24 protein-coding genes are annotated in these 20,368 nt (G+C 47.8%); 6 read left to right on the top strand and 18 right to left on the bottom strand.

Features of this window, described 5'->3' with window-relative positions; all coding sequences use genetic code 11:
* Nucleotides 1-18: 18 nt before the first annotated feature.
* From M1Q06_RS10585 to M1Q06_RS10605, 5 genes are all read right to left on the bottom strand, one after another.
* The gene (locus M1Q06_RS10585; RefSeq protein ID WP_121297770.1) at nt 19-234 is read right to left on the bottom strand and encodes an acetyl-CoA carboxylase biotin carboxyl carrier protein subunit; all 216 of its coding nucleotides are present in this window, start codon (nt 232-234) and stop codon (nt 19-21) included.
* Nucleotides 231-1,580 carry an acetyl-CoA carboxylase biotin carboxylase subunit gene (locus M1Q06_RS10590; protein ID WP_434399549.1) on the bottom strand — a complete coding sequence of 450 codons (1,350 nt, stop codon included), beginning with the start codon at nt 1,578-1,580 and terminating at the stop codon, nt 231-233. The genes M1Q06_RS10585 and M1Q06_RS10590 overlap by 4 nt, the downstream gene beginning before the upstream one ends.
* A 162-nt stretch (nt 1,581-1,742) precedes the next feature.
* Nucleotides 1,743-2,495, bottom strand: a complete 753-nt coding sequence (locus M1Q06_RS10595) for an enoyl-CoA hydratase/isomerase family protein (protein ID WP_121297772.1) — start codon at nt 2,493-2,495, stop codon at nt 1,743-1,745.
* A 103-nt stretch (nt 2,496-2,598) separates the two neighbouring features.
* Nucleotides 2,599-2,775, bottom strand: a complete 177-nt coding sequence (gene rpmF / locus M1Q06_RS10600) for a 50S ribosomal protein L32 (protein WP_082799159.1) — start codon at nt 2,773-2,775, stop codon at nt 2,599-2,601.
* A 24-nt stretch (nt 2,776-2,799) separates the two neighbouring features.
* Complete coding sequence (locus M1Q06_RS10605; protein ID WP_121297773.1) at nt 2,800-3,336, bottom strand: YceD family protein; 537 nt, start codon at nt 3,334-3,336, stop codon at nt 2,800-2,802.
* 384 nt (nt 3,337-3,720) lie between these two features.
* Between M1Q06_RS10605 and M1Q06_RS10610 the strand changes: the two genes are divergently transcribed.
* Nucleotides 3,721-4,935, top strand: a complete 1,215-nt coding sequence (locus M1Q06_RS10610) for a nucleotidyltransferase (protein ID WP_434399550.1) — start codon at nt 3,721-3,723, stop codon at nt 4,933-4,935.
* On the opposite strand, the gene M1Q06_RS10615 is transcribed toward M1Q06_RS10610, so the two are convergent.
* The 3 genes from M1Q06_RS10615 to rsmD are packed head-to-tail and all read right to left on the bottom strand — an operon-like array spanning nt 4,908 to nt 7,036.
* Nucleotides 4,908-5,933, bottom strand: a complete 1,026-nt coding sequence (locus tag M1Q06_RS10615; RefSeq protein ID WP_434399551.1) for a SepM family pheromone-processing serine protease — start codon at nt 5,931-5,933, stop codon at nt 4,908-4,910. The genes M1Q06_RS10610 and M1Q06_RS10615 overlap by 28 nt on opposite strands.
* Before the next feature lie 55 nt (nt 5,934-5,988).
* Complete coding sequence (coaD, locus tag M1Q06_RS10620; RefSeq protein ID WP_434399552.1) at nt 5,989-6,468, bottom strand: pantetheine-phosphate adenylyltransferase; 480 nt, start codon at nt 6,466-6,468, stop codon at nt 5,989-5,991.
* Complete coding sequence (gene rsmD, locus M1Q06_RS10625; RefSeq protein WP_434399553.1) at nt 6,461-7,036, bottom strand: 16S rRNA (guanine(966)-N(2))-methyltransferase RsmD; 576 nt, start codon at nt 7,034-7,036, stop codon at nt 6,461-6,463. Before rsmD ends, coaD begins: the two co-directional genes overlap by 8 nt.
* A gap of 83 nt (nt 7,037-7,119) precedes the next feature.
* On the opposite strand from rsmD, the gene M1Q06_RS10630 reads away from it, so the two are divergent.
* The gene (locus M1Q06_RS10630; protein ID WP_434399554.1) at nt 7,120-7,500 is read left to right on the top strand and encodes a DUF7147 family protein; all 381 of its coding nucleotides are present in this window, start codon (nt 7,120-7,122) and stop codon (nt 7,498-7,500) included.
* Here the strand turns inward: M1Q06_RS10630 and M1Q06_RS10635 are convergent, their stop codons facing one another.
* Nucleotides 7,501-7,773: a YlbG family protein gene (locus tag M1Q06_RS10635; protein ID WP_058383491.1), complete on the bottom strand. Its 273-nt coding sequence runs from the start codon at nt 7,771-7,773 to the stop codon at nt 7,501-7,503.
* Nucleotides 7,774-7,899: 126 nt separating this feature from the next.
* On the opposite strand from M1Q06_RS10635, the gene M1Q06_RS10640 reads away from it, so the two are divergent.
* Entirely contained in the window at nt 7,900-8,817 is a 918-nt protein-coding gene (locus M1Q06_RS10640; RefSeq protein WP_434399555.1) for a glycerophosphodiester phosphodiesterase, read from the top strand.
* A gap of 33 nt (nt 8,818-8,850) precedes the next feature.
* On the opposite strand, the gene M1Q06_RS10645 is transcribed toward M1Q06_RS10640, so the two are convergent.
* Both M1Q06_RS10645 and M1Q06_RS10650 read right to left on the bottom strand, forming a co-directional pair.
* Nucleotides 8,851-9,297 (bottom strand): YlbF family regulator, encoded by a 447-nt coding sequence (locus M1Q06_RS10645; RefSeq protein ID WP_058383489.1) that lies wholly within the window; start codon nt 9,295-9,297, stop codon nt 8,851-8,853.
* Nucleotides 9,298-9,391: 94 nt separating this feature from the next.
* Nucleotides 9,392-10,456, bottom strand: a complete 1,065-nt coding sequence (locus tag M1Q06_RS10650) for a CAP domain-containing protein (RefSeq protein WP_434399556.1) — start codon at nt 10,454-10,456, stop codon at nt 9,392-9,394.
* 140 nt (nt 10,457-10,596) lie between these two features.
* On the opposite strand from M1Q06_RS10650, the gene M1Q06_RS10655 reads away from it, so the two are divergent.
* Complete coding sequence (locus tag M1Q06_RS10655) at nt 10,597-10,962, top strand: YugN family protein (RefSeq protein ID WP_121297781.1); 366 nt, start codon at nt 10,597-10,599, stop codon at nt 10,960-10,962.
* A gap of 87 nt (nt 10,963-11,049) precedes the next feature.
* Nucleotides 11,050-12,108 (top strand): sporulation integral membrane protein YtvI, encoded by a 1,059-nt coding sequence (ytvI, locus tag M1Q06_RS10660; protein WP_434399557.1) that lies wholly within the window; start codon nt 11,050-11,052, stop codon nt 12,106-12,108.
* Nucleotides 12,109-12,569: 461 nt separating this feature from the next.
* Here ytvI and M1Q06_RS10665 read toward each other — a convergent pair whose 3' ends face one another.
* The 7 genes from M1Q06_RS10665 to cyoE all read right to left on the bottom strand — a co-directional run bounded on the left by M1Q06_RS10665 (nt 12,570) and on the right by cyoE (nt 19,067).
* Complete coding sequence (locus M1Q06_RS10665) at nt 12,570-13,031, bottom strand: DUF420 domain-containing protein (RefSeq protein WP_101190597.1); 462 nt, start codon at nt 13,029-13,031, stop codon at nt 12,570-12,572.
* Between the two features lie 20 nt (nt 13,032-13,051).
* Nucleotides 13,052-13,978, bottom strand: coding sequence for a cytochrome c oxidase assembly factor CtaG (ctaG, locus tag M1Q06_RS10670; protein WP_058383484.1), 927 nt, complete (start codon nt 13,976-13,978; stop codon nt 13,052-13,054).
* Between the two features lie 147 nt (nt 13,979-14,125).
* On the bottom strand, nt 14,126-14,458 hold the full coding sequence (gene ctaF / locus M1Q06_RS10675) for a cytochrome c oxidase subunit IVB (protein WP_434399558.1): 333 nt from the start codon (nt 14,456-14,458) through the stop codon (nt 14,126-14,128).
* 1 nt (nt 14,459) lies between these two features.
* Entirely contained in the window at nt 14,460-15,086 is a 627-nt protein-coding gene (locus M1Q06_RS10680) for a cytochrome (ubi)quinol oxidase subunit III (protein ID WP_101190599.1), read from the bottom strand.
* On the bottom strand, nt 15,073-16,986 hold the full coding sequence (locus M1Q06_RS10685; protein WP_434399559.1) for a cytochrome c oxidase subunit I: 1,914 nt from the start codon (nt 16,984-16,986) through the stop codon (nt 15,073-15,075). Before M1Q06_RS10685 ends, M1Q06_RS10680 begins: the two co-directional genes overlap by 14 nt.
* A gap of 25 nt (nt 16,987-17,011) precedes the next feature.
* The gene (gene coxB / locus M1Q06_RS10690; RefSeq protein ID WP_434399560.1) at nt 17,012-18,094 is read right to left on the bottom strand and encodes a cytochrome c oxidase subunit II; all 1,083 of its coding nucleotides are present in this window, start codon (nt 18,092-18,094) and stop codon (nt 17,012-17,014) included.
* 55 nt (nt 18,095-18,149) lie between these two features.
* A complete protein-coding gene (gene cyoE / locus M1Q06_RS10695) occupies nt 18,150-19,067 on the bottom strand; it encodes a heme o synthase (RefSeq protein ID WP_434399561.1) in 918 nt (305 codons plus the stop codon).
* Nucleotides 19,068-19,414: 347 nt separating this feature from the next.
* Between cyoE and M1Q06_RS10700 the strand changes: the two genes are divergently transcribed.
* Nucleotides 19,415-20,332 (top strand): COX15/CtaA family protein, encoded by a 918-nt coding sequence (locus tag M1Q06_RS10700; protein WP_434399562.1) that lies wholly within the window; start codon nt 19,415-19,417, stop codon nt 20,330-20,332.
* The last annotated feature ends 36 nt before the right edge of the window (nt 20,333-20,368 follow it).

Here is a 20,368-nt window from a genome sequence, read left to right on the forward strand (position 1 = left end):
CCTTTGGATTCAAATGCCTTATTCGCCGAGCGTCACCAATGTGTCCCCTTCGTTGACAAAGCTGCCAACTTCCACATCGACTTTTTCAACGTTTCCGCCGAATTCCGCTTCTACCGGAATCTCCATTTTCATTGATTCAAGAGTCATGACGGTTTGTCCCGCAGATACGGAATCCCCTTCGGATACTGCAATGTTCAAGACCGTTCCGGCCATAGATGCTGTTAGTTGTTTCATACTGTTTTTTCCTCCTTTTGTTGTGTAAGCCACTGAGCCAATACAGCGGTCGCATAATTTCCTTCTATAAATGGTTTCGATTCAATGAATTGGTCGAAGAGCGGCAAATTGGTCTTCACGCCTTCAATCGCCGTTTCGTCAAAGAACTTCCTGGATTTCTCCAAGACCTCTTCTCGCGAAGCTCCTGTCAAAATCACTTTGGCGATCATCGGATCGTAAAAAGGCGTTACTTTATTGCCTTCTTCGTATCCAGTTTCAATGCGGGCGCCAGTACCCCATTTCAAGACAGCTAGCGTCCCTGGTGACGGGAAGAATGTTTTCGGGTCTTCCGCATAAATGCGGTATTCGATCGAATGGCCGTTTGTATGGATCGTATCTTGCTCAGGCAAAGTTTCACCCTTGGCCACATTGATTTGCCATTCGACGAGGTCGACGCCTGTCACTTCTTCAGTAATTGGATGTTCCACTTGCAAACGGGTGTTCATTTCCAGAAAATAGAAGTCATTATTCTCATCAACGATGAACTCAACAGTTCCCGCATTGGTATAATCCACCGCGCGAGCCGCTTGAACGGCTGCTTCGCACAATTTGGTTCTGGCGGATTCCGGCAAATCCGGTGACGGCGATTCTTCAATGACTTTTTGGTTGCGGCGCTGCACAGAGCAATTGCGCTCATACAAATGGACGATATTGCCCGACTCATCGCCGAAAATCTGAACTTCGATATGGCGTGCATTGGCAATGAATTTCTCCAAATAAACGATATCGTTCCCGAAGTACGCTTTAGCACGGTTTTTCACCGAATCAAACTGTTGAGTGAGCGCTTGCTCATTTTCACACAGCACCATGCCGATGCCGCCGCCTCCTGCACTCGCCTTCAACATCAGCGGATAACCGATCGCTTTCGCTTCCAAGACAGCCGCATCAATGTCTGACACCCCTTCAGCTGTACCTGGCACGACCGGCACACCGGCTTGTTTCATCGTGTGCCGAGAGCCGAGCTTATCGCCCATCGTTTCGATGACTTCAGGTTTCGGGCCGATAAAGATTAGCCCCGCTTCTGTGACTTTGCGCGCGAAATCCGCATTTTCCGATAGCAGGCCATAGCCTGGATGGATTGCTTCAACATTGCGCTTTAATGCTTCTTCAATGATTTTATCTGCTTGTAAATAGGATTGCGCGACCGGATTCGGGCCGATCGCTGCCGCTTCTGTCGCTTCACTCACATATGGCAGTTCCCCATCCGCCTCGGAGTGGATCGCGACTGTTTCGATGCCGAGGCGGTCGCACGTGCGGATAATGCGCCGTGCAATTTCGCCCCGGTTGGCAATCAGGATTTTTTTCATGTATGAAATACCCCCTAAGTTTTCTCCCTTCTCTAGCATATACGAATTTTGTAAGCGATTTCAACTATTGAAAAAAATATTTTCCATAATGTTCCGTCTGTTCGCTTCTATTACGCGGCGAAGCTGTTGTCAATCCATAAAAAATAAGCCCCCTTAGGAGCCTTATTTTTTGCTTTTATTCAAAAACCCATCGACGGCTTGATGATGGGCTTCTTTGGCCCACAATCTAGCACACTCACGGATCTCCTGATCGACCCGCTGTTTCAAATTCGTTTCCTGCCATTTACGGATCGCGATCTCTTTATAAGCACGGTGTACGGACGGCAGCACACGGTTCATTGATGCCAGGAATTGTTCGATATCCCCGTCCTCTTCGATGATGGCACTAGCCCATCCGTTTTCAAGCAATTCGGTCGCTGTATAAGCGCGCGCATCGCTGAGCATTTTGAGTGCCGCGTCATGCTTCAAAGTTTCAAAAAGATAGGTGCCGCCTCCCCACCCGCTCGTGATGGCCAGCGTCCCTTGAATAAAGCCGCATTTGGCGTGGCTCTTCACCAGCCGGTAATCGCACGCTGTCGCAATCTCACAGCCCCCGCCAACCGCGGTGCCGTTGACGAGCGCAATGACCGGGACAGGAATTGTCTTGATGCGATACAAGGCTTCGCCCATGCGGCTGAGCATCGGCCAAGCCTGCTGTTCTGTTTTCAGTTCGTGGAAAACGGACAAGTCGCCGCCTGAACAAAATGCCTGCTCGCCTGTTGCCGTGATGATGACATAACGGATGTCTTCTTCCCTGGCGCGGTTAGCGAGTTCTTCAAACCCTTCCATCACTTCGTTGTTGATAGCGTTGCGGATATGGGGCCGGTCGATCGTAAATGTCATTACCTGATTTTTTGTTTCGATTATGTATGCCATGTTTTGACTCACCTCTGGCTCTAGTTTACCTGTTTTTCGGCAAATGAAAAAGGTTATCCGGAGCCATGGCCTCCAGATAACCTTTTTCTAAGCAAATACTGTTTTATTTGCTAGCTACTACTTCTTTGCCTTTGTATGATCCACATGCTTTGCAGACATGGTGAGCCAATTTACTTTCGCCACAGCTTGGGCACGCTACCATACCAGGTACGGATAGCTTGAAATGCGTACGGCGTTTTCTTTTAGCGGTTTTGGATGTTCTTCTGAACGGTACAGCCATTGGTGACACCTCCTTACAATGATTCTATTCATCTGTCTGATCGAAATACTTGGCTAAATCAGCCAGTCTTGGATCCGGTTTTGATTGTGCTTCTTCCTTCTCGGCCTGAACTTCTTCGTCTGACAAATAAGACCAGTCGTTGCCGCCTTTGATGACGGTTTGTTCTGAGTCTTCCTTGAAGACCTGAATAGGGACTTCAAGGGCGATCAGCTCTTCCAATATCGGCTGAAGATTAATGACTTCAGTCGTTACCGTGTGGACATATTCGTCCTCGCCTTCTTCACGGCCTTTTTCAGACCAATCGAAGATTTCCACGGTGTCGATGCTGATCGGGTATTCGACATCTTCCCAAGTTCGTGCACAGGGCAGCGTAAGCGTCCCTTCAAGATGGAGCATGCACGTCATTTGTTGCGAACCAATCGTACAGTGTCCTGTGACGTGTATAGGAGATACGGCGCGAATATCGCTATTGCGCTTTTTCGCCTCATCCAATTGAACATACTGGTCAATTGGCATCCCGTCGTTACGATACTTTTGTAGCTGTTGAATCGCTATTTTCATAAGTAATCACCTCAAGACAACAAAGTTGATTATATAATGTAGAACAAACGATGTCAAGAAAAAATCTTGTCACCATAATTCGCTCATCGTTATACTATATAAGTTGAACAAATGCTTTAATAATTTAATATAAAACGATATTCCGCAAAACAGCTAGCTTTCCTGGGGGCTTGCGCTGAACTAATTCGGGCTAGCCGCCCGAATGGATTTCAGCACTTCGCTAATCCCCAAGGAGTCTGCGCTATTTTGCTCCATATCTGCTAAATACCTCAAATGAAAGAGTGGAAAGCGTCCGTCTCGAACGGTTTCATTTCTAACTTTTACGGATTATAAAATTTTTGTTTAACTTATATACAACCAATCATACCAAAAGAAGGTGCTGTAATGAAAGCGACAGGAATCGTTGTTGAATATAACCCGTTCCATAATGGCCATTTGCATCATGCGTCGAAAGCAAAAGAGCTGTCAGGCGCCGATGTGGTCGTTGCCGTCATGAGCGGCCAATTCCTCCAACGCGGCGAGCCGGCGTTTGCCGATAAATGGACGCGCACGGAAATGGCGCTGTCGGCTGGCGTCGATGTGGTCATCGAATTGCCTTATGCTTTCGCGACCGCTCAGGCATCTGAATTCGCGCGCGGCGCCATCCATTTGCTCGACGCAGCAGGATGCGATTCTTTTTGCTTCGGCAGCGAACAAGGCGAAATTGAACCGTTCTTGAACAGCCTGGAGTTATTGAACACCAAAAGAGAGCAATACGAAACAATCATCCATGACAGGGTGCAGACCGGAATCAGCTACCCAAAAGCGTTGAACGACGCTTACCTTTCTTTAACGAATAACAGCAACCGCTATGCCGACTTAACCAAACCGAACAATATCCTCGGCTATCATTATATCGAAGCCGCGCATGCGATCAACCGAGCAATAGCGCCGCTGACGATACAGCGCATCGGTGCAGGCTATCACGATCCGCTAGAGCCTGGTGTCGCGATTGCCAGTGCGACCGGCATCCGCAATGCCTTTTTCGAAGGTGAGGAGCTCGGGGAACTAGCACCCTATTTACCGTCGAGCAGCATCCGTTTGCTCGAGCGGGTTCACGCGGAACAGCAAGGATTTGTCGACTGGCAACGATTCTATCCCACGTTGCGCTTCACGATTTTACGCGAAGGGCCAAAAGCACTTGCACGTTTTGCCGAAGTAACGGAAGGCATCGAAAACTTGATCCATGAGTCGGCTAAGCGCTCGGAGACCTTTGATGTCTTCATCAGCCGCGTGAAGAGCAAACGCTTCACACGGACGCGTATACAGCGCATGTTGACCCACATCTTCACGGGGTACACGCAACAGGAAGCACAAGCGGCCAAACAGCCGGAATACATCCGCTTGCTTGGCATGACGCATAGCGGCAGGCTTTATTTGAATGAACGAAAAAAAGCCATCCCGCTCCCTGTCATCAGCCGCGCAGCGGATTTGACAGGAAACATGGGACAGCTCGATATCCGCGCATCGGCACTTTACCTTCAAGCGATCGGCGCAGACTCATTGAAAAAGGAATACACAACACCGCCTATTTACCTGGGCGATAGTTCCGACAAATAATCAAGTGCCGCATCGATATCGGTGACGGGGACGATATCCATCTCGGTGCCGATTTCTTCTGCGGTTTCCATCGCGACATCAAAATTGCTCGGCGTTCCGGATTCGCCCTCATTGTCCGGTGCGAAGAAAACGTCGATGCCGGCACGGTCTGCCGCCATGACCTTTTGGTCGATCCCGCCGATAGGCCCGACCGTCCCGTCGCTTTCCATTGTGCCGGTTCCCGCGATGTCATACCCGTGGGTAATGTCTTCATCGAGCAATTGGTTCAGGATTTCCAAGGTGAACATCAACCCGGCGGACGGCCCGCCGATGGTGTCGGAATCGATCGAAACATCCGGAGTCGTTTCGATTTCTTTGTCTTCCACAAACGAAATGCCGATGCCCGCACGCTCAGGCTCTGTCGGCAGCGGGGCTAGCGTGACCGTTTGGTTAATCGTGCGCTCATCGCGCTCGATCACCAGTTCCACTTCATCCCCCACCTTCTTGGTGCCTAAATAATCAAGGAAATCTTCCATCGAATCATAAGCTTGCCCATCGATTTCCAATAAACGGTCGCCTGGCGACAATAAACCGGCAGCCGCCCCGTCTTCCAGCACGTTTAGGATGAACACGCCGTTACTCGATACTTCATAGGGCTTTCCTGCTTCTTCAAAGGCCACTTGCAGCGCATTGAACTGTGAATCGGACATCAGCTTTAATTGCCTTACATTATATTCCTCATCGCTTTCATGAGGGCTTCTCACTTGTTCCGGGTCGAGCACTTTATAACCTTCCTGAAATTGCGCCATGATGTATAAAGCTGGAGTCGCATTGAACATCGTCACCGTCATCAAGCTGAGCGTACCTGCATCATCTTCATCCCGTCCCTCCACTTCCACCAGCGGCGATAGCTCATATGCATCGCCTGGGCGTGAAATATAGGCATCCAGCCGGTAGGAGCTGACAAACACGACGAGCGCCATCACCAGCACAAAAAACCATAGTTTTTTATTTTTCATCGCATATCCTCTCCTTTTCGTTCGAACCACAACAAAAAGCCACGTGTCACGTGACTTATTTGAACTTTTCTATTAATGCTTGTTCCACCGCTTCCGGGACTAGCCCGGAAATCTTGCCTTGATATTTCGCCACTTCTTTGACAATGCTCGAACTGAGGAAAGAATATTGGTTGTTCGACACCATGAACAAAGTCTCGATGTTTTCATTCAAGAAACGGTTCATGGACGTGATTTGCATCTCGTATTCAAAATCCGATACGGCCCGCAAGCCGCGGATGATCGCATTCGCTTCTGCTTCCACCGCGTAATCGATCAGCAAGCCGGCGAAGGAATCGACCGTCACGTTCGGAATGGTTTTGGTCACTTCGGCAATCAAAGCCATCCGCTCATCTACATCGAACAATGGATTCTTCGACGAATTGTTCATGACTACCACTTTCACTTCATCAAAAATCGATGACGCCCGTTTGACGATATCCAAATGGCCCATCGTAATCGGGTCGAAACTCCCCGGTACTACTGCAATTTTAGTCAATGCGTTCTCCCTCTTCCCCCTGGTAGCGGTAAATTGAAATGATCGTATTTCCATATAATTCCTTTTTAAACCGAACACATCCAGCTGTTTCGTCCGGCAATTCAATGTCCCGCTCATGTTCACACACGATGATTGCCTCTTCTTCAAGCAAGCCGAATTCAGCTGCCTTCCCCATCAATCCGTAGGCTTTTTCCATATGGTATGGCGGATCGAGAAACAGCAAGCGAGCTTTTACGCCATTTTTCTTCATGGCTTTCAACCCGCGTTCAGCATCGGCGCGGTATACTTCCGCTGATTCCGCAAACTTGGTTTTTTCCAGATTCGCCTGGATGGTCTCTACGGCTTTTTTGTCTTTATCGGTAAAAATCGCATGGTCGACACCACGGCTCAAGGCTTCAATCCCGAGCCCGCCGCTTCCGGCAAACAAGTCCACTGCCGTTCCGCCATCAAAAAATGGGCCGATCATATTGAAGATGGATTCTTTTACTTTATCAGTCGTCGGCCTCGTCGAATTCCCGGGAACCGCTTTCAAAGGCAGGCCTTTCGCCTGTCCTGCTACTACACGCATACTATCGCCTCTTACTTTATCATTTTAGTACTGCAAATACCGCCCATAATGTTAGAATGGATTCTGGAAAGGACGTGTTTTAGATGATACAACGTTTTATCGAGCTTGGAGAAGGGTACGGCGATATATATGAACTTCGCCAATTGATGGAAAGCAATCAAGAACGGTTTATGCACGGATTCGTCTTCGTTTCAAAAACAAAAGATGGCCATCCAGTCGTTTCCGTTGCAGCTGCATTCCGACCAGCCCAAGAAGGCAATTTCATGCCGATCTATTTATGCCGCGAAGGCGTACCGGACGGGTCAAAACGATTGGCCGTGTTTGAGGACGCAGTAAAGCAATTGGGCCATGAGCCGATTCGCATGGACGTCAAGCATTCTTCACAATACGCAGACACCAAACTTTATTTCGGCCATCTCATCGCCATTCTCAGGCTCAACCATTATATTCCGCCAATGCAATGATCACAAGCCGATTTTATAATCGTATTCCTTCGCTTTATCGGGCTTGGCATTTTCATATTCCGTCTTAAGGAAAGGACGCTGGGACTCCAGCACTTTCTTGACATACGGCAGCTTGGATAGTTTTTCTTTTGTGGCTTCGATTTTGTCCTGGTCCATATAGACGACAACATATTTCAATTTGCGGGAAATAAAATGGACGTGTCCATACTTCCGCAGCGATTTTGCTTGTTTCAGCTGATGCACATAGACAATCAGACCTTGGCGATCATGCATATCTATCCCTCTTTTCTAAACTCTAGAATACCATAGGTCTAAAAAAAGCCGCAACCGAATAAACTGACAGCAAGTGAAGCGTTCCGCTATAATGTGGATACTACCAAAACAGGGGGTAATACATATATGGGTAAGAAAACGAAAATCGGACTGGCCGCAGCCGCTGTTGGCGCAGCCGCATGGGCCGGCTCTAAAGCATTTACGGAACCACAGCAACGGCCTCAAAAAGCCGTGCTCGATTATAAGCATCCGATCGTACTGGCCCATCGCGGCGGCAGCTCGCTCGCGCCCGAACATACGATGGCGGCTTTTGACCGCGCCGCAGAACTCGGCGTGCACGGCTTTGAAATCGATATTCGCATGACCAACGACGAAGAAATTCTGGTTTTCCATGATGAATTTGTTGATCGCACGTCCGGCTCAGCCGGCCGCGTAGCCGAAATGACACTCGAAGAATTGCGTGAGCTTGACCTTGGCTATCATTTCGTCGATGACAAGGGCGAAAATTCCTACCGCGGAAAAGGCGAAAAAGTCGTCCTGCTTCGTGAACTGCTGGAGAAGTTCCCGCAGATGTATATCAATATCGATATCAAAGACGCACCTGATACGTATGAAGGCAGTCTGGTGCCATCGAAGTTGTGGCGCTTGATCGAATCACTTGGCGCGGAAGACCGTGTCGTCGTCACCAGCTTCTTCGACGAACAAATCGACCGCTTCAATTTATACGCCCAAAACCGTGTGGCTCTTGGCGCTGGGGAAAACGAAGTGCGCAAAGCTTTCACTTCCTTCAATAGCCAGTTCGGCCATCTGTATGCACCGCGAGCGGATGTTGTGCAGATTCCGGTGAAGCATTCGGTTTTCCGCCTCGACTCCGCACGGTTCATCGCCTTCCTGGACCGACTGAATGTACCGGTTCATTATTGGGTCATCGACAACAAGGAAGCGATGGAGAAATTGATCAACGCCGGAGCCAAAGGCATCATCACCGACCGGCCTGATATCGCCATCGAATTGATTTCGGCATTAGAAGAAAAACGCCAATAAAAAAGTGCAACCTCAATGGGTTGCACTTTTTTATTATGCGGAGCAGGAACAGCCGCCGCCTGTGCCGCAGCCGCTTCCGCACGAGGAATCCGAAGAAAAGAACGGATTGCTCGAAGGAATCTTAACGGCTTCTGACACCGAACGGCCCAGGATAAAGCTCACTTGGTCCATCAAATCCTGCAGCTCATTTTCCGCGAGCCGCAGCTCTGCTACCTTTTCATTAAGGTCCAGCCGGCGTTTATCCACGCGGATTTGCTTCATCACCCGTTTGTAGTCAGGGTGGTATTTGCCGAAGCGCTGCACTTCTTCGTACAGCTCCTTCAGCCTGGCGAAATCATGGATCTCCCTTGCCAATAGTTTATCGCTATAGACAGAGTCATAGGCATCGCGGTATTTCGCAGCCTGCTCTGATTGCAGTATCATTTCACTCAGCTCGTCCGCAGAGTCAGTTATACCGACCCATTCGTAGGTCATGATCACTTTGCATTCCTCCTCTACGCTTTCATCATATCAGATTGTTTTCCAGATTCATACACCGATTACTCCTGAAAATAGCTGAAAATGAAAGCTCGCCCTATTGGCTTTCGTAGACGCCCGGATCTTGCTTCAACAGGATCTGGCTATAATACTTGCCGAACACGCCGACGCCGACCTGGTTGTATTGTGTACTCAATAAGGTTCCCCTGTGGCTCGGGGAGTTGAACCATCCATGCAAGGTCTCCGGTGCATCATAATAGCGCGAAGCCGTATTGATTGCCGCCAGATCAAACGGAATATCCGCACCTTGCAGGCGGGCTTCCAAATCCGACACTTCCATCTCAACGGAAGTGAACTCCATGCGTGCCATTTCTTCGCTTGTCTGCTCTGCCAATATACTGATGCCGACATTTTCCTTGACCAAGGAGCGCTGATGGCGAAGCCGGTAGACATTGGTCAAATCGACCAGTTGTTTAGCGTTCGCATCATCAATCGACCGCTGCAAGGTCGACGACGGCCTTGGAGTCACCAATAAATCGCCTGAATACATCATATCGTAAGGCTGATGGCGGATCAGCGTTTCCGCATCCATGAACCTAACCGCCTCTAATTGCTGGTCTTCAGCGTCAATATACAATTGCGCGTAGAGGTCTTCAAACCTGACCAAGATCCGTTTATCCATATCCTGCTCACTTAAATTAAAAGTATACGTATTGGTGCCATATTTTACGGTCACTTCATTCTCGACGATCGTAAACCTGTACAAGTCAGCGAGCGTCTGCCCGATCGTATAAGGTTCGACATCTGTAGACTCACCAGCTGCATAAACTTGGACAACGCGCCCTTCCTTTACTCCCACCATGACGAAATTGGAATATGCGGCATCGTACACCCACCACTCATAGCCAAAAGCGGATGGCTCGATGCGGTCGGGCTGGCCATGCTCTGCCAACCAGTCTTCCGATGGCTCCCCAATGTGGACGGAAAGCCCGCTCGTTGGCCGTTCAACATCAAGCACAGATTCCGTCAAGTTATCGGCCGGTAAAGGATCTGCTGGCCGCGGTGCTTCAAGTAATTCATTTTCACTGATTGACGGGTCCAAGTAAAACAGTCCAATCAGGACAATCGCCAAGAAAATCATGATGCGTAACAAGTCCTTCACTGAATCAGCTCCTGACACCCATTTTCCCCATTATAACAGCCGCCTGCATTCTGACACAATCTAGCCATTGCATGTACCTAAAATATGATCTATTATTAAAGGAGCATTCAGTCTTTTTTTGTTATAGAGGAGGAGATCCCATGTATTTTGAAAATACAGGACTAGAGAACATCGAAGTGGATATTACATTGCTTGAAGACATCATGAACAAGCATGGCTTAACGAAAGAAGGCCAGTGGGATTATGAGCGTGTCACATACGACCGCAAATTCATCGTCCGCGAAGGCACTTATTACTTGCGCGTTTTCGCATACGCGATCGACGGAGATGTTGATGCCAACGATGCGACTGTCCGCGTCTTGAAGCCGGTCATCGGCAAGCACTACTACCCGCATGGCGTTGAATACGGTGAAGACGAGCATTTCCCGGATCACCTATTGAAAACTGGCGCTGAAATTTTGGCTTCCATCAAAAAAGAAATTTCCGAGTTCGAAATCAAAGCGTAAAATTTCCGCAGTTCAATACGAACTGCGGTTTTTTTAAACAAATGCTTTGCCGTGGAATTTCACGCAGTCAATTGAAGGAGGTTTATTGTGGGCAAGTGGTTTAATAAAAAATTGGCGACCATATTGCTGGTCATCGCTATCGTGGCTTTAATCTCTATATACATATTGCCGATTGCTGTTCCGTTAATCATTGCGTTGCTCACCGCCATCTTTCTTGAGCCTTTCGTCAAATTTATGCAGAGAAGGTTCAAATGGGAGCGCAAAGGTGCAGTCATCACGGTATTCATCCTATTCCTCGTCATCGCTTCCGGCTTGGTTTACTGGATTATTACGCAGTTGGTTGGGCAAATTATACAATTCTCAAAAATGGTTCCAGAGTATACAAATTCCCTCTCACATATGTGGGGCGAAGTGGAAGCCTTCTTCCTGCGTTCTACCGCCGAAATGCCTGTTGAAGTCGTCAATTCATTTGAAACGGAAATGATCGCTTTTGCAGAAGGCATTCGCGACTGGATCTTAACATTCGTCAACTACGATACAGTCACTAATTTATTGACGGGCATCCCTTCTTTTTTGGTCAGCTTCATCGTCTTCCTCATCGCCCTATTCTTATTCATGCTTGATTTGATGGATTTGAAAGGCATGCTGTTCAACCGCTTGAAGGAATCGACAGCCGAGAAGGTACGCTTTATGAGCGCACGGTTGAACAATGTCGTTTTCGGCTTCCTGAAAGCGCAATTTCTCGTCAGCTTGATCATCTTTGCGGTTTCATTGATCGCCTTGTTGTTCATCGCCCCCGAATATGCCTTGGTCATGTCGCTCGTCATCTGGATCATCGACTTTATCCCGATACTCGGGTCGATTATCGTATTGACCCCTTGGTTCATTTACATGTTCATCGTCGGCGATATCGTCCAAGGAACGCAGCTTGCGATTTTGGCCTTGGTGCTATTGGTCATCCGCAGAACTGTTGAACCGAAAGTGATGGGCACTCAAATCGGGCTGTCCCCTCTTGCCACATTGATCGCCATGTTCATCGGCCTTCAATTGATCGGCTTTCTTGGCTTTTTCATCGGGCCGCTATTGGTCATTCTCTTTACTTCGGCACGCGAAGCCGGAATCATCAAAATGGAGTTTAAAGTTTAAAATGCACAAAAAAAGCACTGAGCAAATTATGCTCAGTGCTTTTTCAGAGTGTTGAAGAAATCTGAAATCGCTATAAATGAAAAAAGAGACCACTTATTCCACATTCAAAAACCAATGTTCTATACAAGTATTTGGAGAAGCGTTCGCTCGTAAACCCTTCTGCTCAATAATGCTGCGCATTACTTTCGCAAAGATAATGTCTCCCGTAGGTCGACTTTATCTTTCCTGTGGATCAGCGAGACGACCGAGACCCCGCAAGCAATGAATGAGCGAAGCTTCGCTGAGCGCATTCATTTGCGACGCGTCTGCGTGCAGATGTGGGAGCAAGCGGGTTTTCGATAGCGGCTGAGGAGGCTTGGGCGCGAGCCCACGGAAAGCGAGCGATAAGCTTCGGAAAATACGGTGTCTAACCTTTCTCGAAAACCGAAAAAGCACTGAGCAAGTTATGCTCAGTGCTTTTTTTATCCACCCAGAATCGCTTTGAAAACCGAAGTCGTGTGTCCGCCTTCGTAGAATACATAAAGCAGTAAATAAACGGTAACTCCTGTAATCGCGGTGAAGAACCACACAACACTCGTGAACGGGCCGATCTTGCGGTGTTTATCGAGGCGGTTTTTCAAGCCCCAGTAGATGGTCACCAGTCCCATCACTGCCCCGATAGTTGCAAGCGTGATATGGAAAATCAGAAAGACGGTATAGTAGATTTTCAATTCATCCGGTCCCCCGAATGCCGTATTTCCTACGAATAATGTACGCGAGACATAGATGATGAAAAACGTCAGTGCAGCGGCACCGGCGCCAAGCATCACTTTTTTATGTGCTTCGATGCGGCGTTTGAGGATCAAGTTCCATCCGATCGCCACCAATACGGCGCTCAAGACGATAAAGAATGTACTAATGGTTGGCAATAGCGGCAAATTCATTTAATTAAACTCCTTTTGGGTCATTGCCCATTATGTCTGTAATACGCCATATCTTTGCGGTCCTGCAAAACTTTAGCGGTGATTTCATCGGCATTGGCTGTTTCATTTTTCAGCCATTCATGGAAGACTAGCCAAATGAACACAGTAAATACCAATTCCTGGATAATTTTCATTGTGATGCCGCCGGTGCGTTGGTCTTCGATCAGCGACATATTCGTGAAGAGTTCAGGGCCTGACAAGTTAAGCTGGGCCAATGTCCCTGCAGGTACGCATAAAGCCATCGCCTGCATCCAAGCTTCCCCGTCTGAGTACGTTGCATAAAACGGTGTCGTGCTGAAAATGATCAAAGCACAAGCAGGCGTCATCAAGACGCTCAAGCCGAATAAATAGCCCAATTTCTTCAGTCCGTGGAATTTGTGCATGCCTTCTAGATTATTGACCACCGGCCACCAGTAAAGAAGTGCCGACACGAATAACAATGTGCTGACGATGCTGTGGATCAGCATGTCCTGCTTGACGAAATCGAAAACAAGCGGCAAATGGTAAACGGAGAAGAACAAACTGAATAGCAGCAAGGCGATCAATGGTTTAGTGAAGAACATGAACAGAGGGTTGATAATTGGCAACTCGATGAATGCCCGCCAAATATATGAAGGAATCCCCATGATCACAAGAGGGGCAGCCAATAGCAAGAGCAGCGCCATCTGAACCATATGCATCGTCAAGGTGATGTGTCCAAGCAAATCGACCGGCGAGCCTTTCAAGATGTAGATCAAGGCCATCCCTGACACGAAGAGCAAGGCCTGCTTGGTTTGAAGCGGTTCACTATCCGTGAATTTATGTCTCCACTTTGTGGTGACTAGAAAATATAAAAGCGTAATCAGTACGAGAAATCCAAAATACCAGGGGCTCCATAACGCCTCGAAGCCAAAAATGCTGATTGGCATTAGACCGTACCTCCTTTTTTCCTTAAGTACCCTCATTATATAGGTGATGCCTTGCCATATCAATGAACGAATCATGACATTTGCGAGCCGACACAATGCATCCACATAAAAAAACTCCGGACTTTTTACAGTCCGGAGTTTTTTAGTTTACCACCAAACGATGGTGACCATCGTAAGAACGATAGTGAATGCGACAAAGATGCCGCTGAACATGAAGAATGCCATCATGCCATGGCCTTTATTGCTCATGTGCATGAAATTATAAAGCTGAAGCACGACTTGAATTGCAGCCAATAGCAAGATAATCGGCACGATCAAGTAATTCGAAAAATCAGCTGCCACTAAAGTGAACGCGATCAATGTCAAGAAAATCATCATAGCGAATGATGTCAACTGGCCGCGCATTTCGTTAGCACGTTTTTTCTTGATAAATTCAAATTCCGTTCTGGATCTGTGAATATCGTGAGTATCGTGTGCCATATTAACCGATCACTCCCATCAAGTAGACTACAGTGAAGATGAACACCCATACTACGTCAATGAAATGCCAGTAAAGAGCGGCAAGATAAAACTTCGGTGCATTGTACATGTTCAAGCCGCGTTTAGCGTTACGGAGCATTAACGCGATGAACCAGCTAAGCCCGAAGACTACGTGAGCTCCGTGAGTTCCGACTAATACATAGAATGCGGAACTAAAGGCACTATTGGTAAAACCAAAACCGAGATGTACATAGTGATTAAACTCATAAATCTCCAGACCTAGGAACGCAAGCCCCAATAGCACGGTAATTCCGAGCCATGCCTGCATGGCCTTGAAATTATGATTCTTCATATGATACATCGCGTAGACACTAGTCAACGAAGAGGTCAAAAGAATCATCGTCATGGCAAAAACAAGCGGTAGTTCGAACAGACCGGAAGCGGAAAATTCCATTCCGCTTGGGCCTTTATCTTTCAACGCAAGATAAGTTGCGAAGAGAGAGGCGAAGGTGACGGTCTCAGCTGCCAGCAGCAACCAGAAACCAACGAACTTGTTCTTCCCTTCGAGCGTCGCCGTTTCAGGATGATCGGGCCAAGTTTGTGGGGTATATCGTTTATTTAAGTCCACCTTTTTTGCCTCCTTCCAGCGCTCTTGCTTCTCTTTGAATGCGTTCGTTATCCGCAATCAATTCTTCTTTTGTTACATGGAAACCAAGGTCATCTTTCAAAGAACGCACGAGCATTGAACCGAATGTGATCGCAAGACCGCCGATCAATACAGGAAGCGCCCACGCATGCCCATCCATATGGTACATTGCGCCAAATGAAGCAATGAACATGCCAAGTGAGATAACGAAAGGAATGAATGATCCGTTCGGCATGTGGATATCGCCGAGTGGCTCAGCATAGACCATGCCTTCTTTATTGCCTTCCATTTTCTCGATCCAATACGGGTCAAGTCCACGGACAAGCGGTGTTTGTGCAAAGTTGTAGAATGGCGGTGGTGACGGGATTGCCCATTCAAGCGTACGTCCGTCGCCCCATGGGTCGTTGCCGACACGTTCGCCTTTAACAACTGTCATGACAACGTTAACGAGGAGAATGATAACCCCGATCGCCATCAGTAAGGCACCAGCCGAGCTGATTGCGTTAAATAGATCCCAACCTTGGTCTGCTCCGAACGTGTAAACACGGCGAGGCATACCCATGAGGCCGAGGAAATGCTGGATAAAGAATGTCAAATGGAATCCGATAAAGAAGAACCAGAATGTCCATTTCCCAAGTTTTTCGCTCAACATCGTACCGAACATTTTTGGCCAGTACAAATGCGTACCTGCCAAAATGGCGAGCACGACACCACCAACGATTACGTAGTGGAAGTGGGCAACGATAAAGTAAGAATCGTGCAACTGGTAATCCAGCGGCGCAATCGCCTGCATAACGCCCGTTACCCCACCTGCTACGAATGACGGGATAAACGCGACTGCGTAAATCATCGGCACTGTGAAGGAAATGTTTCCTCCCCAGATTGTAAGTAGCCAGTTAAAGATTTTAATCCCTGTTGGAACTGCGATAATCATCGTGGCAAGGGCAAATACAGCGTTAGCTGTCGGTCCAAGACCAACTGTAAACATATGGTGAGCCCAAACCATGAATCCGTAGAAACCGATCAAGATGGTCGCAAAGACCAATGCCGTGTAACCGAATAGGCGTTTGCGTGAGAAAATCGCAAAAATTTCAGAGAAAATACCAAATGCTGGCAAAATCAAGATGTAAACTTCGGGGTGACCGAAGATCCAGAAGAAGTGCTCCCAGATGATGGTGTTACCGCCCATTGTTACATCAAAGAAATTAGCCCCGAACAAACGGTCGAATACCATAAAGAAGATACCAACAGTTAGTGGAGGGAATGCCAGGAGAATCAAAGCGGACGCTACGAAAGTCGTCCAAGTGAATAGCGGCATTCTCATATACGTCATACCCGGGGCACGCATATTGATGATCGTAACAAGGAAGTTAATCCCTGCAATCAATGTACCGAAACCGGATATCGTCAAACCGAGTGAGTAGAAATCGATTCCGTGTCCTTCAGAGGCAAGTGCCAAAGAAGCGTAGTTTGTCCATCCTGCATCCGGTGCTCCTCCTAGGAACCATGAAAGGTTCAAGAACACACCACCGAAGAAGAACAGCCAGAACCCAAGTGAGTTCAAGAAAGGAAACGCCACATCACGCGCACCGATTTGCAAAGGTGAGACCGCGTTCATGAATGCCAAAAGAATCGGCATGGCTGCAAGGAAGATCATGGTCGTTCCGTGCATCGTTAAAACTTCGTTATACGTTCCTGCGCTAAGGAAATCGTTTCCGGCTTTCATCAGCTGAATCCGGATCATCATCGCTTCTACACCGCCGACTAGGAAGAAGAATCCGCCGGAGATCAAGTAGAGGATCGCGATTTTCTTATGGTCTACCGTTGTCATGTAGTCCCAAATTGTAGCGCCGAAACCCTTTTTCTGAGAGTTAGAACTCACAATAGTTTACCTCCTTTTTTAACTTTTACTCTTCAACTTTCAAGCCCATCAAATATGCAGCAAGTGCATCAAGCTCTTGATCAGAGAATGGCTCTCCATTGTTGATTTCTTCTGGATTAGGCATCAAGTTGCCCGGCTTATACTGCTGAGGGTCAGCAATCCAGTTTTTCAATGTTTCTTCATCATGCTCCATGAATCCGGCGATTGTTGTACGGTCGCCGAATGTTGCAAGGTTCGGTCCTACTCCAGTAGCCGCTCCTGCTGCGTTAGTTGCGTGGCAGGCGATACAGCTTTGCTCAAAGATTTCCTGTCCTTCTTGAGCAACAGTTTCTGAAGGCGCAGCTTGTTCTTCCTGCATTGCAGCTACCCATGCATCAAAGTCTTCGCGATTAAGCGTTTTGACTTTGAAATCCATCAAAGCGTGGGAAGGGCCGCAAAGCTCGGCACATTTACCGAAGTAAACGCCTTCTTCAAGTTCTGAAGATTCTTTATCGAATTCCAAATAGAAGGTGTTGACGTTTTCAGGGTTGACGTCGAGTTTACCGCCAACAGAAGGAATCCAGAACGAGTGCTTAACGTCTGCAGCAATCAAATTGAAGTAGACGCGTTCGCCAGTCGGGACGACCAGTTCCTGTGCAGTGATGATTTCCTGTTCAGGATACTCGAATTCCCACCAGTAAAGTTTCCCGGTTACATTGACCGTCAAGTTTTCGGCCACGCCGTCTTCATCCTGTGCGTCCATCGCCGTGACATCAGCCAGGTCGAATGTTGAGTAGACCGTCGGAACAGCGAGGATCAAAAGCAGGACGATTGGAATTGCTGTCCAGATAAACTCAAGACGCGCGCTTCCTTCGACTTGTTCAGGGATCATGTCCTCCCCTACTTTTGAACGGCGGAATTTCACAATTGCCAATACATAGATGATAGTGACGACGACGATAACGAATAACATGACAATGGATGACAAAATCAGCAAGTTGAACTGATCTTGTGCAACCTTACCAGCCGGTATCAGCGTCGAGATCTCTTCGCGCCCGCAGCCTGAAAGAAAAACAAGCAATGCGGTCATCAAGGCGAAGAGGCGCCATTTCTTAGGTCCTTTCATCATAGCTTTTCATACCCCTCTCTGAATAAAATGTTTTACAGTTAAGTAAAAGAGAAATTTAGACGAATACTGCAAAAATGATCATCGAGACAAATAGAATCGTCATATAGTTCAACGAATAGATGAACATTTTCTTCGCCCATTTCAAATCATCAGCTGCTTTGAAGCCCCGGATTGCAAGAACAAGCCATCCGATATTCAACGCTGTAGCTAAGATGATGAAGCCTATCCCAAGTTCCATAAGCAGGAACGGCAATGGGAAAAGCAGTAAAACCCATGCAAGCATCGATTTTTTTGTCCGGTGGAATCCTTTGACCACCGGAAGCATCGGTATATTTGCAGCCCGATACTCTTCCGTCCGTTTCATGGCAAGCGCATAAAAATGCGGCGGCTGCCAGATGAACATAATCAGAAACAGCGCCCAAGCGCCCGTACCGAGCGTCGGCTCCACCGCAGCCCAGCCGATAAGCGGCGGAATTGCGCCGGAAATGCTGCCGACGATCGTATTGCCGACATGCCGTCTCTTTGACCACATCGAGTAGAGGACAACATAAGCCAAGATGCCGGCGATTCCAAACAGACCTGCTGAAACAGAAGCGGAAAACAAAAAGAGTTCGCCTATAACGATGAAAGAAATGGCGAGTGCCAAGACAGCGGATGGCTTGAACCTGCCCGTAACTGTCGGACGGGCTCTCTTGCTGGCCATCAATGGGTCGATATCTGTGTCGATATAATTATTCATCGCCGCAGACCCCGCAATGATCAATGCCGAACCGACGATGGTATAGACAAGAATATCCATATGGTCAAGGAAATTCTTATCCGAAAACTGGAAAGCGAGCCACAGTCCCGTAAAGACGGTAATTAAATTGGAATTCACGATCCCAATCTTAATAAGTGCCAGAAAATCTTTAGTGAACGTGCTCGATTCTACAGCATCGGTCGGTTCTGCAGACAAAGACCGGCCGTTTGACATATAACTCCCTCCTTTCAAAGTTGTAAGCATATTCCGCTAACCATAACTATATCTAAATTCCAGCTTCTTTTCTACATATTACTGAAATTTCCTGATATAAAGTGATGATTTCACGCAATTGGTCTTACAAATATTCATCTCTAATCATACAGTAGCCCCCTCGTTATTTTAAGATAGAAAAAACGCTGTTTTTGAACAGTTTGTGAAGGTCTCTATTATTATGTCCAATTCTTGAAAGTTTAGGGGAACGCCCATTTCTCGTTGTATTTTAAACGCAGTTTCGCTATCATCGAGTATGCAGGTTATCGTTAACGCTAAAAGTTTTTCTAAAAAAAGTAGGTGGCATTTTGAAAAGCAACATTTATATAAAAATATTCGGGGTTCTTGCGTCTGTCGGCATGCTGCTCATCCTCCTCGGCGGGGCTTTGGTGACCAAAACCGATAGTGGCATGGGGTGTGGCCGCAACTGGCCGGACTGCAACGGCAATTTGATTCCGCGGGAAATCACCCCTGAAGTGCTGATCGAGTTCTCCCACCGCCTGGTAACGGGCGTGGTCGGAATTTTGATCGTGGTGTTAGCGGTGTGGGCTTGGCGCAAGTTCGGCCATGTACGGGAGACGAAGTTCCTCGCCTTTATGGCGGTCTTCTTCCTCGTGTTGCAAGCATTGATCGGTGCCGCGCAAGTTCTATGGGGCCAAGGCGATTTTATCCTCGCGCTTCACTTCGGGATTTCTCTCCTGTCGTTCGCAGCTGTCCTGCTGTTGACCTTGCTCATCTTTGAAGTGGACCGCAAGTTCGATGCGGACCGTGTACAAATCGGACGCACTTTGAAATTCCATACGCTTGGCGTCGCGCTGTATTCTTATGTCGTCGTCTACACCGGCGCTCTTGTCCGCCATACAGAATCAAGCTTGATCTGTTCCGATTGGCCATTGTGCCGCAACGACCAGTTCGCGCTGCCAAGCAATATGTATGAATGGGTCCAGATGGGGCATCGCTTCGCAGCTGCGCTCATCGTGATCTGGATCGGCGTTATCGCACTCCATGCGTATCGCCATTACCGCGACCAGCGCGTCATCTATTGGGGCTGGCTCATCGCTTTCACCATCGTGCTTCTTCAAGCCACGTCCGGCATGCTCGTCGTCTTGACGAAGTTGAATCTTGTGGTTGCCTTGCTCCACTCCTTGCTCATCTCAATGCTTTTCGGATTATTATGTTATATGGTCCTTCTCGTATCCAGAAGCAAGTACATCAAATCCAAATAAAAAAAATCCGGTGCAGATCGCACTGGATTTTTTTTA

The organism is Planococcus sp. 11815 (assembly GCF_051096385.1).
GTDB lineage: Bacteria > Bacillota > Bacilli > Bacillales_A > Planococcaceae > Planococcus > Planococcus citreus.

Excerpts from the sequence above, each read along its gene's own strand:
- M1Q06_RS10585 (WP_121297770.1), bottom strand. The coding sequence starts at position 234 with ATGAAACAACTAACAGCATCTATGGCCGGAACGGTCTTGAACATTGCA.
- M1Q06_RS10590 (WP_434399549.1), bottom strand. The coding sequence starts at position 1,580 with ATGAAAAAAATCCTGATTGCCAACCGGGGCGAAATTGCACGGCGCATT.
- M1Q06_RS10595 (WP_121297772.1), bottom strand. The coding sequence starts at position 2,495 with ATGGCATACATAATCGAAACAAAAAATCAGGTAATGACATTTACGATC.
- rpmF (WP_082799159.1), bottom strand. The coding sequence starts at position 2,775 with ATGGCTGTACCGTTCAGAAGAACATCCAAAACCGCTAAAAGAAAACGC.
- M1Q06_RS10605 (WP_121297773.1), bottom strand. The coding sequence starts at position 3,336 with ATGAAAATAGCGATTCAACAGCTACAAAAGTATCGTAACGACGGGATG.
- M1Q06_RS10610 (WP_434399550.1), top strand. The coding sequence starts at position 3,721 with ATGAAAGCGACAGGAATCGTTGTTGAATATAACCCGTTCCATAATGGC.
- M1Q06_RS10615 (WP_434399551.1), bottom strand. The coding sequence starts at position 5,933 with ATGAAAAATAAAAAACTATGGTTTTTTGTGCTGGTGATGGCGCTCGTC.
- rsmD (WP_434399553.1), bottom strand. The coding sequence starts at position 7,036 with ATGCGTGTAGTAGCAGGACAGGCGAAAGGCCTGCCTTTGAAAGCGGTT.
- M1Q06_RS10630 (WP_434399554.1), top strand. The coding sequence starts at position 7,120 with ATGATACAACGTTTTATCGAGCTTGGAGAAGGGTACGGCGATATATAT.
- M1Q06_RS10635 (WP_058383491.1), bottom strand. The coding sequence starts at position 7,773 with ATGCATGATCGCCAAGGTCTGATTGTCTATGTGCATCAGCTGAAACAA.
- M1Q06_RS10640 (WP_434399555.1), top strand. The coding sequence starts at position 7,900 with ATGGGTAAGAAAACGAAAATCGGACTGGCCGCAGCCGCTGTTGGCGCA.
- M1Q06_RS10655 (WP_121297781.1), top strand. The coding sequence starts at position 10,597 with ATGTATTTTGAAAATACAGGACTAGAGAACATCGAAGTGGATATTACA.
- M1Q06_RS10665 (WP_101190597.1), bottom strand. The coding sequence starts at position 13,031 with ATGAATTTGCCGCTATTGCCAACCATTAGTACATTCTTTATCGTCTTG.
- ctaG (WP_058383484.1), bottom strand. The coding sequence starts at position 13,978 with ATGCCAATCAGCATTTTTGGCTTCGAGGCGTTATGGAGCCCCTGGTAT.
- ctaF (WP_434399558.1), bottom strand. The coding sequence starts at position 14,458 with ATGGCACACGATACTCACGATATTCACAGATCCAGAACGGAATTTGAA.
- coxB (WP_434399560.1), bottom strand. The coding sequence starts at position 18,094 with ATGATGAAAGGACCTAAGAAATGGCGCCTCTTCGCCTTGATGACCGCA.
- cyoE (WP_434399561.1), bottom strand. The coding sequence starts at position 19,067 with ATGTCAAACGGCCGGTCTTTGTCTGCAGAACCGACCGATGCTGTAGAA.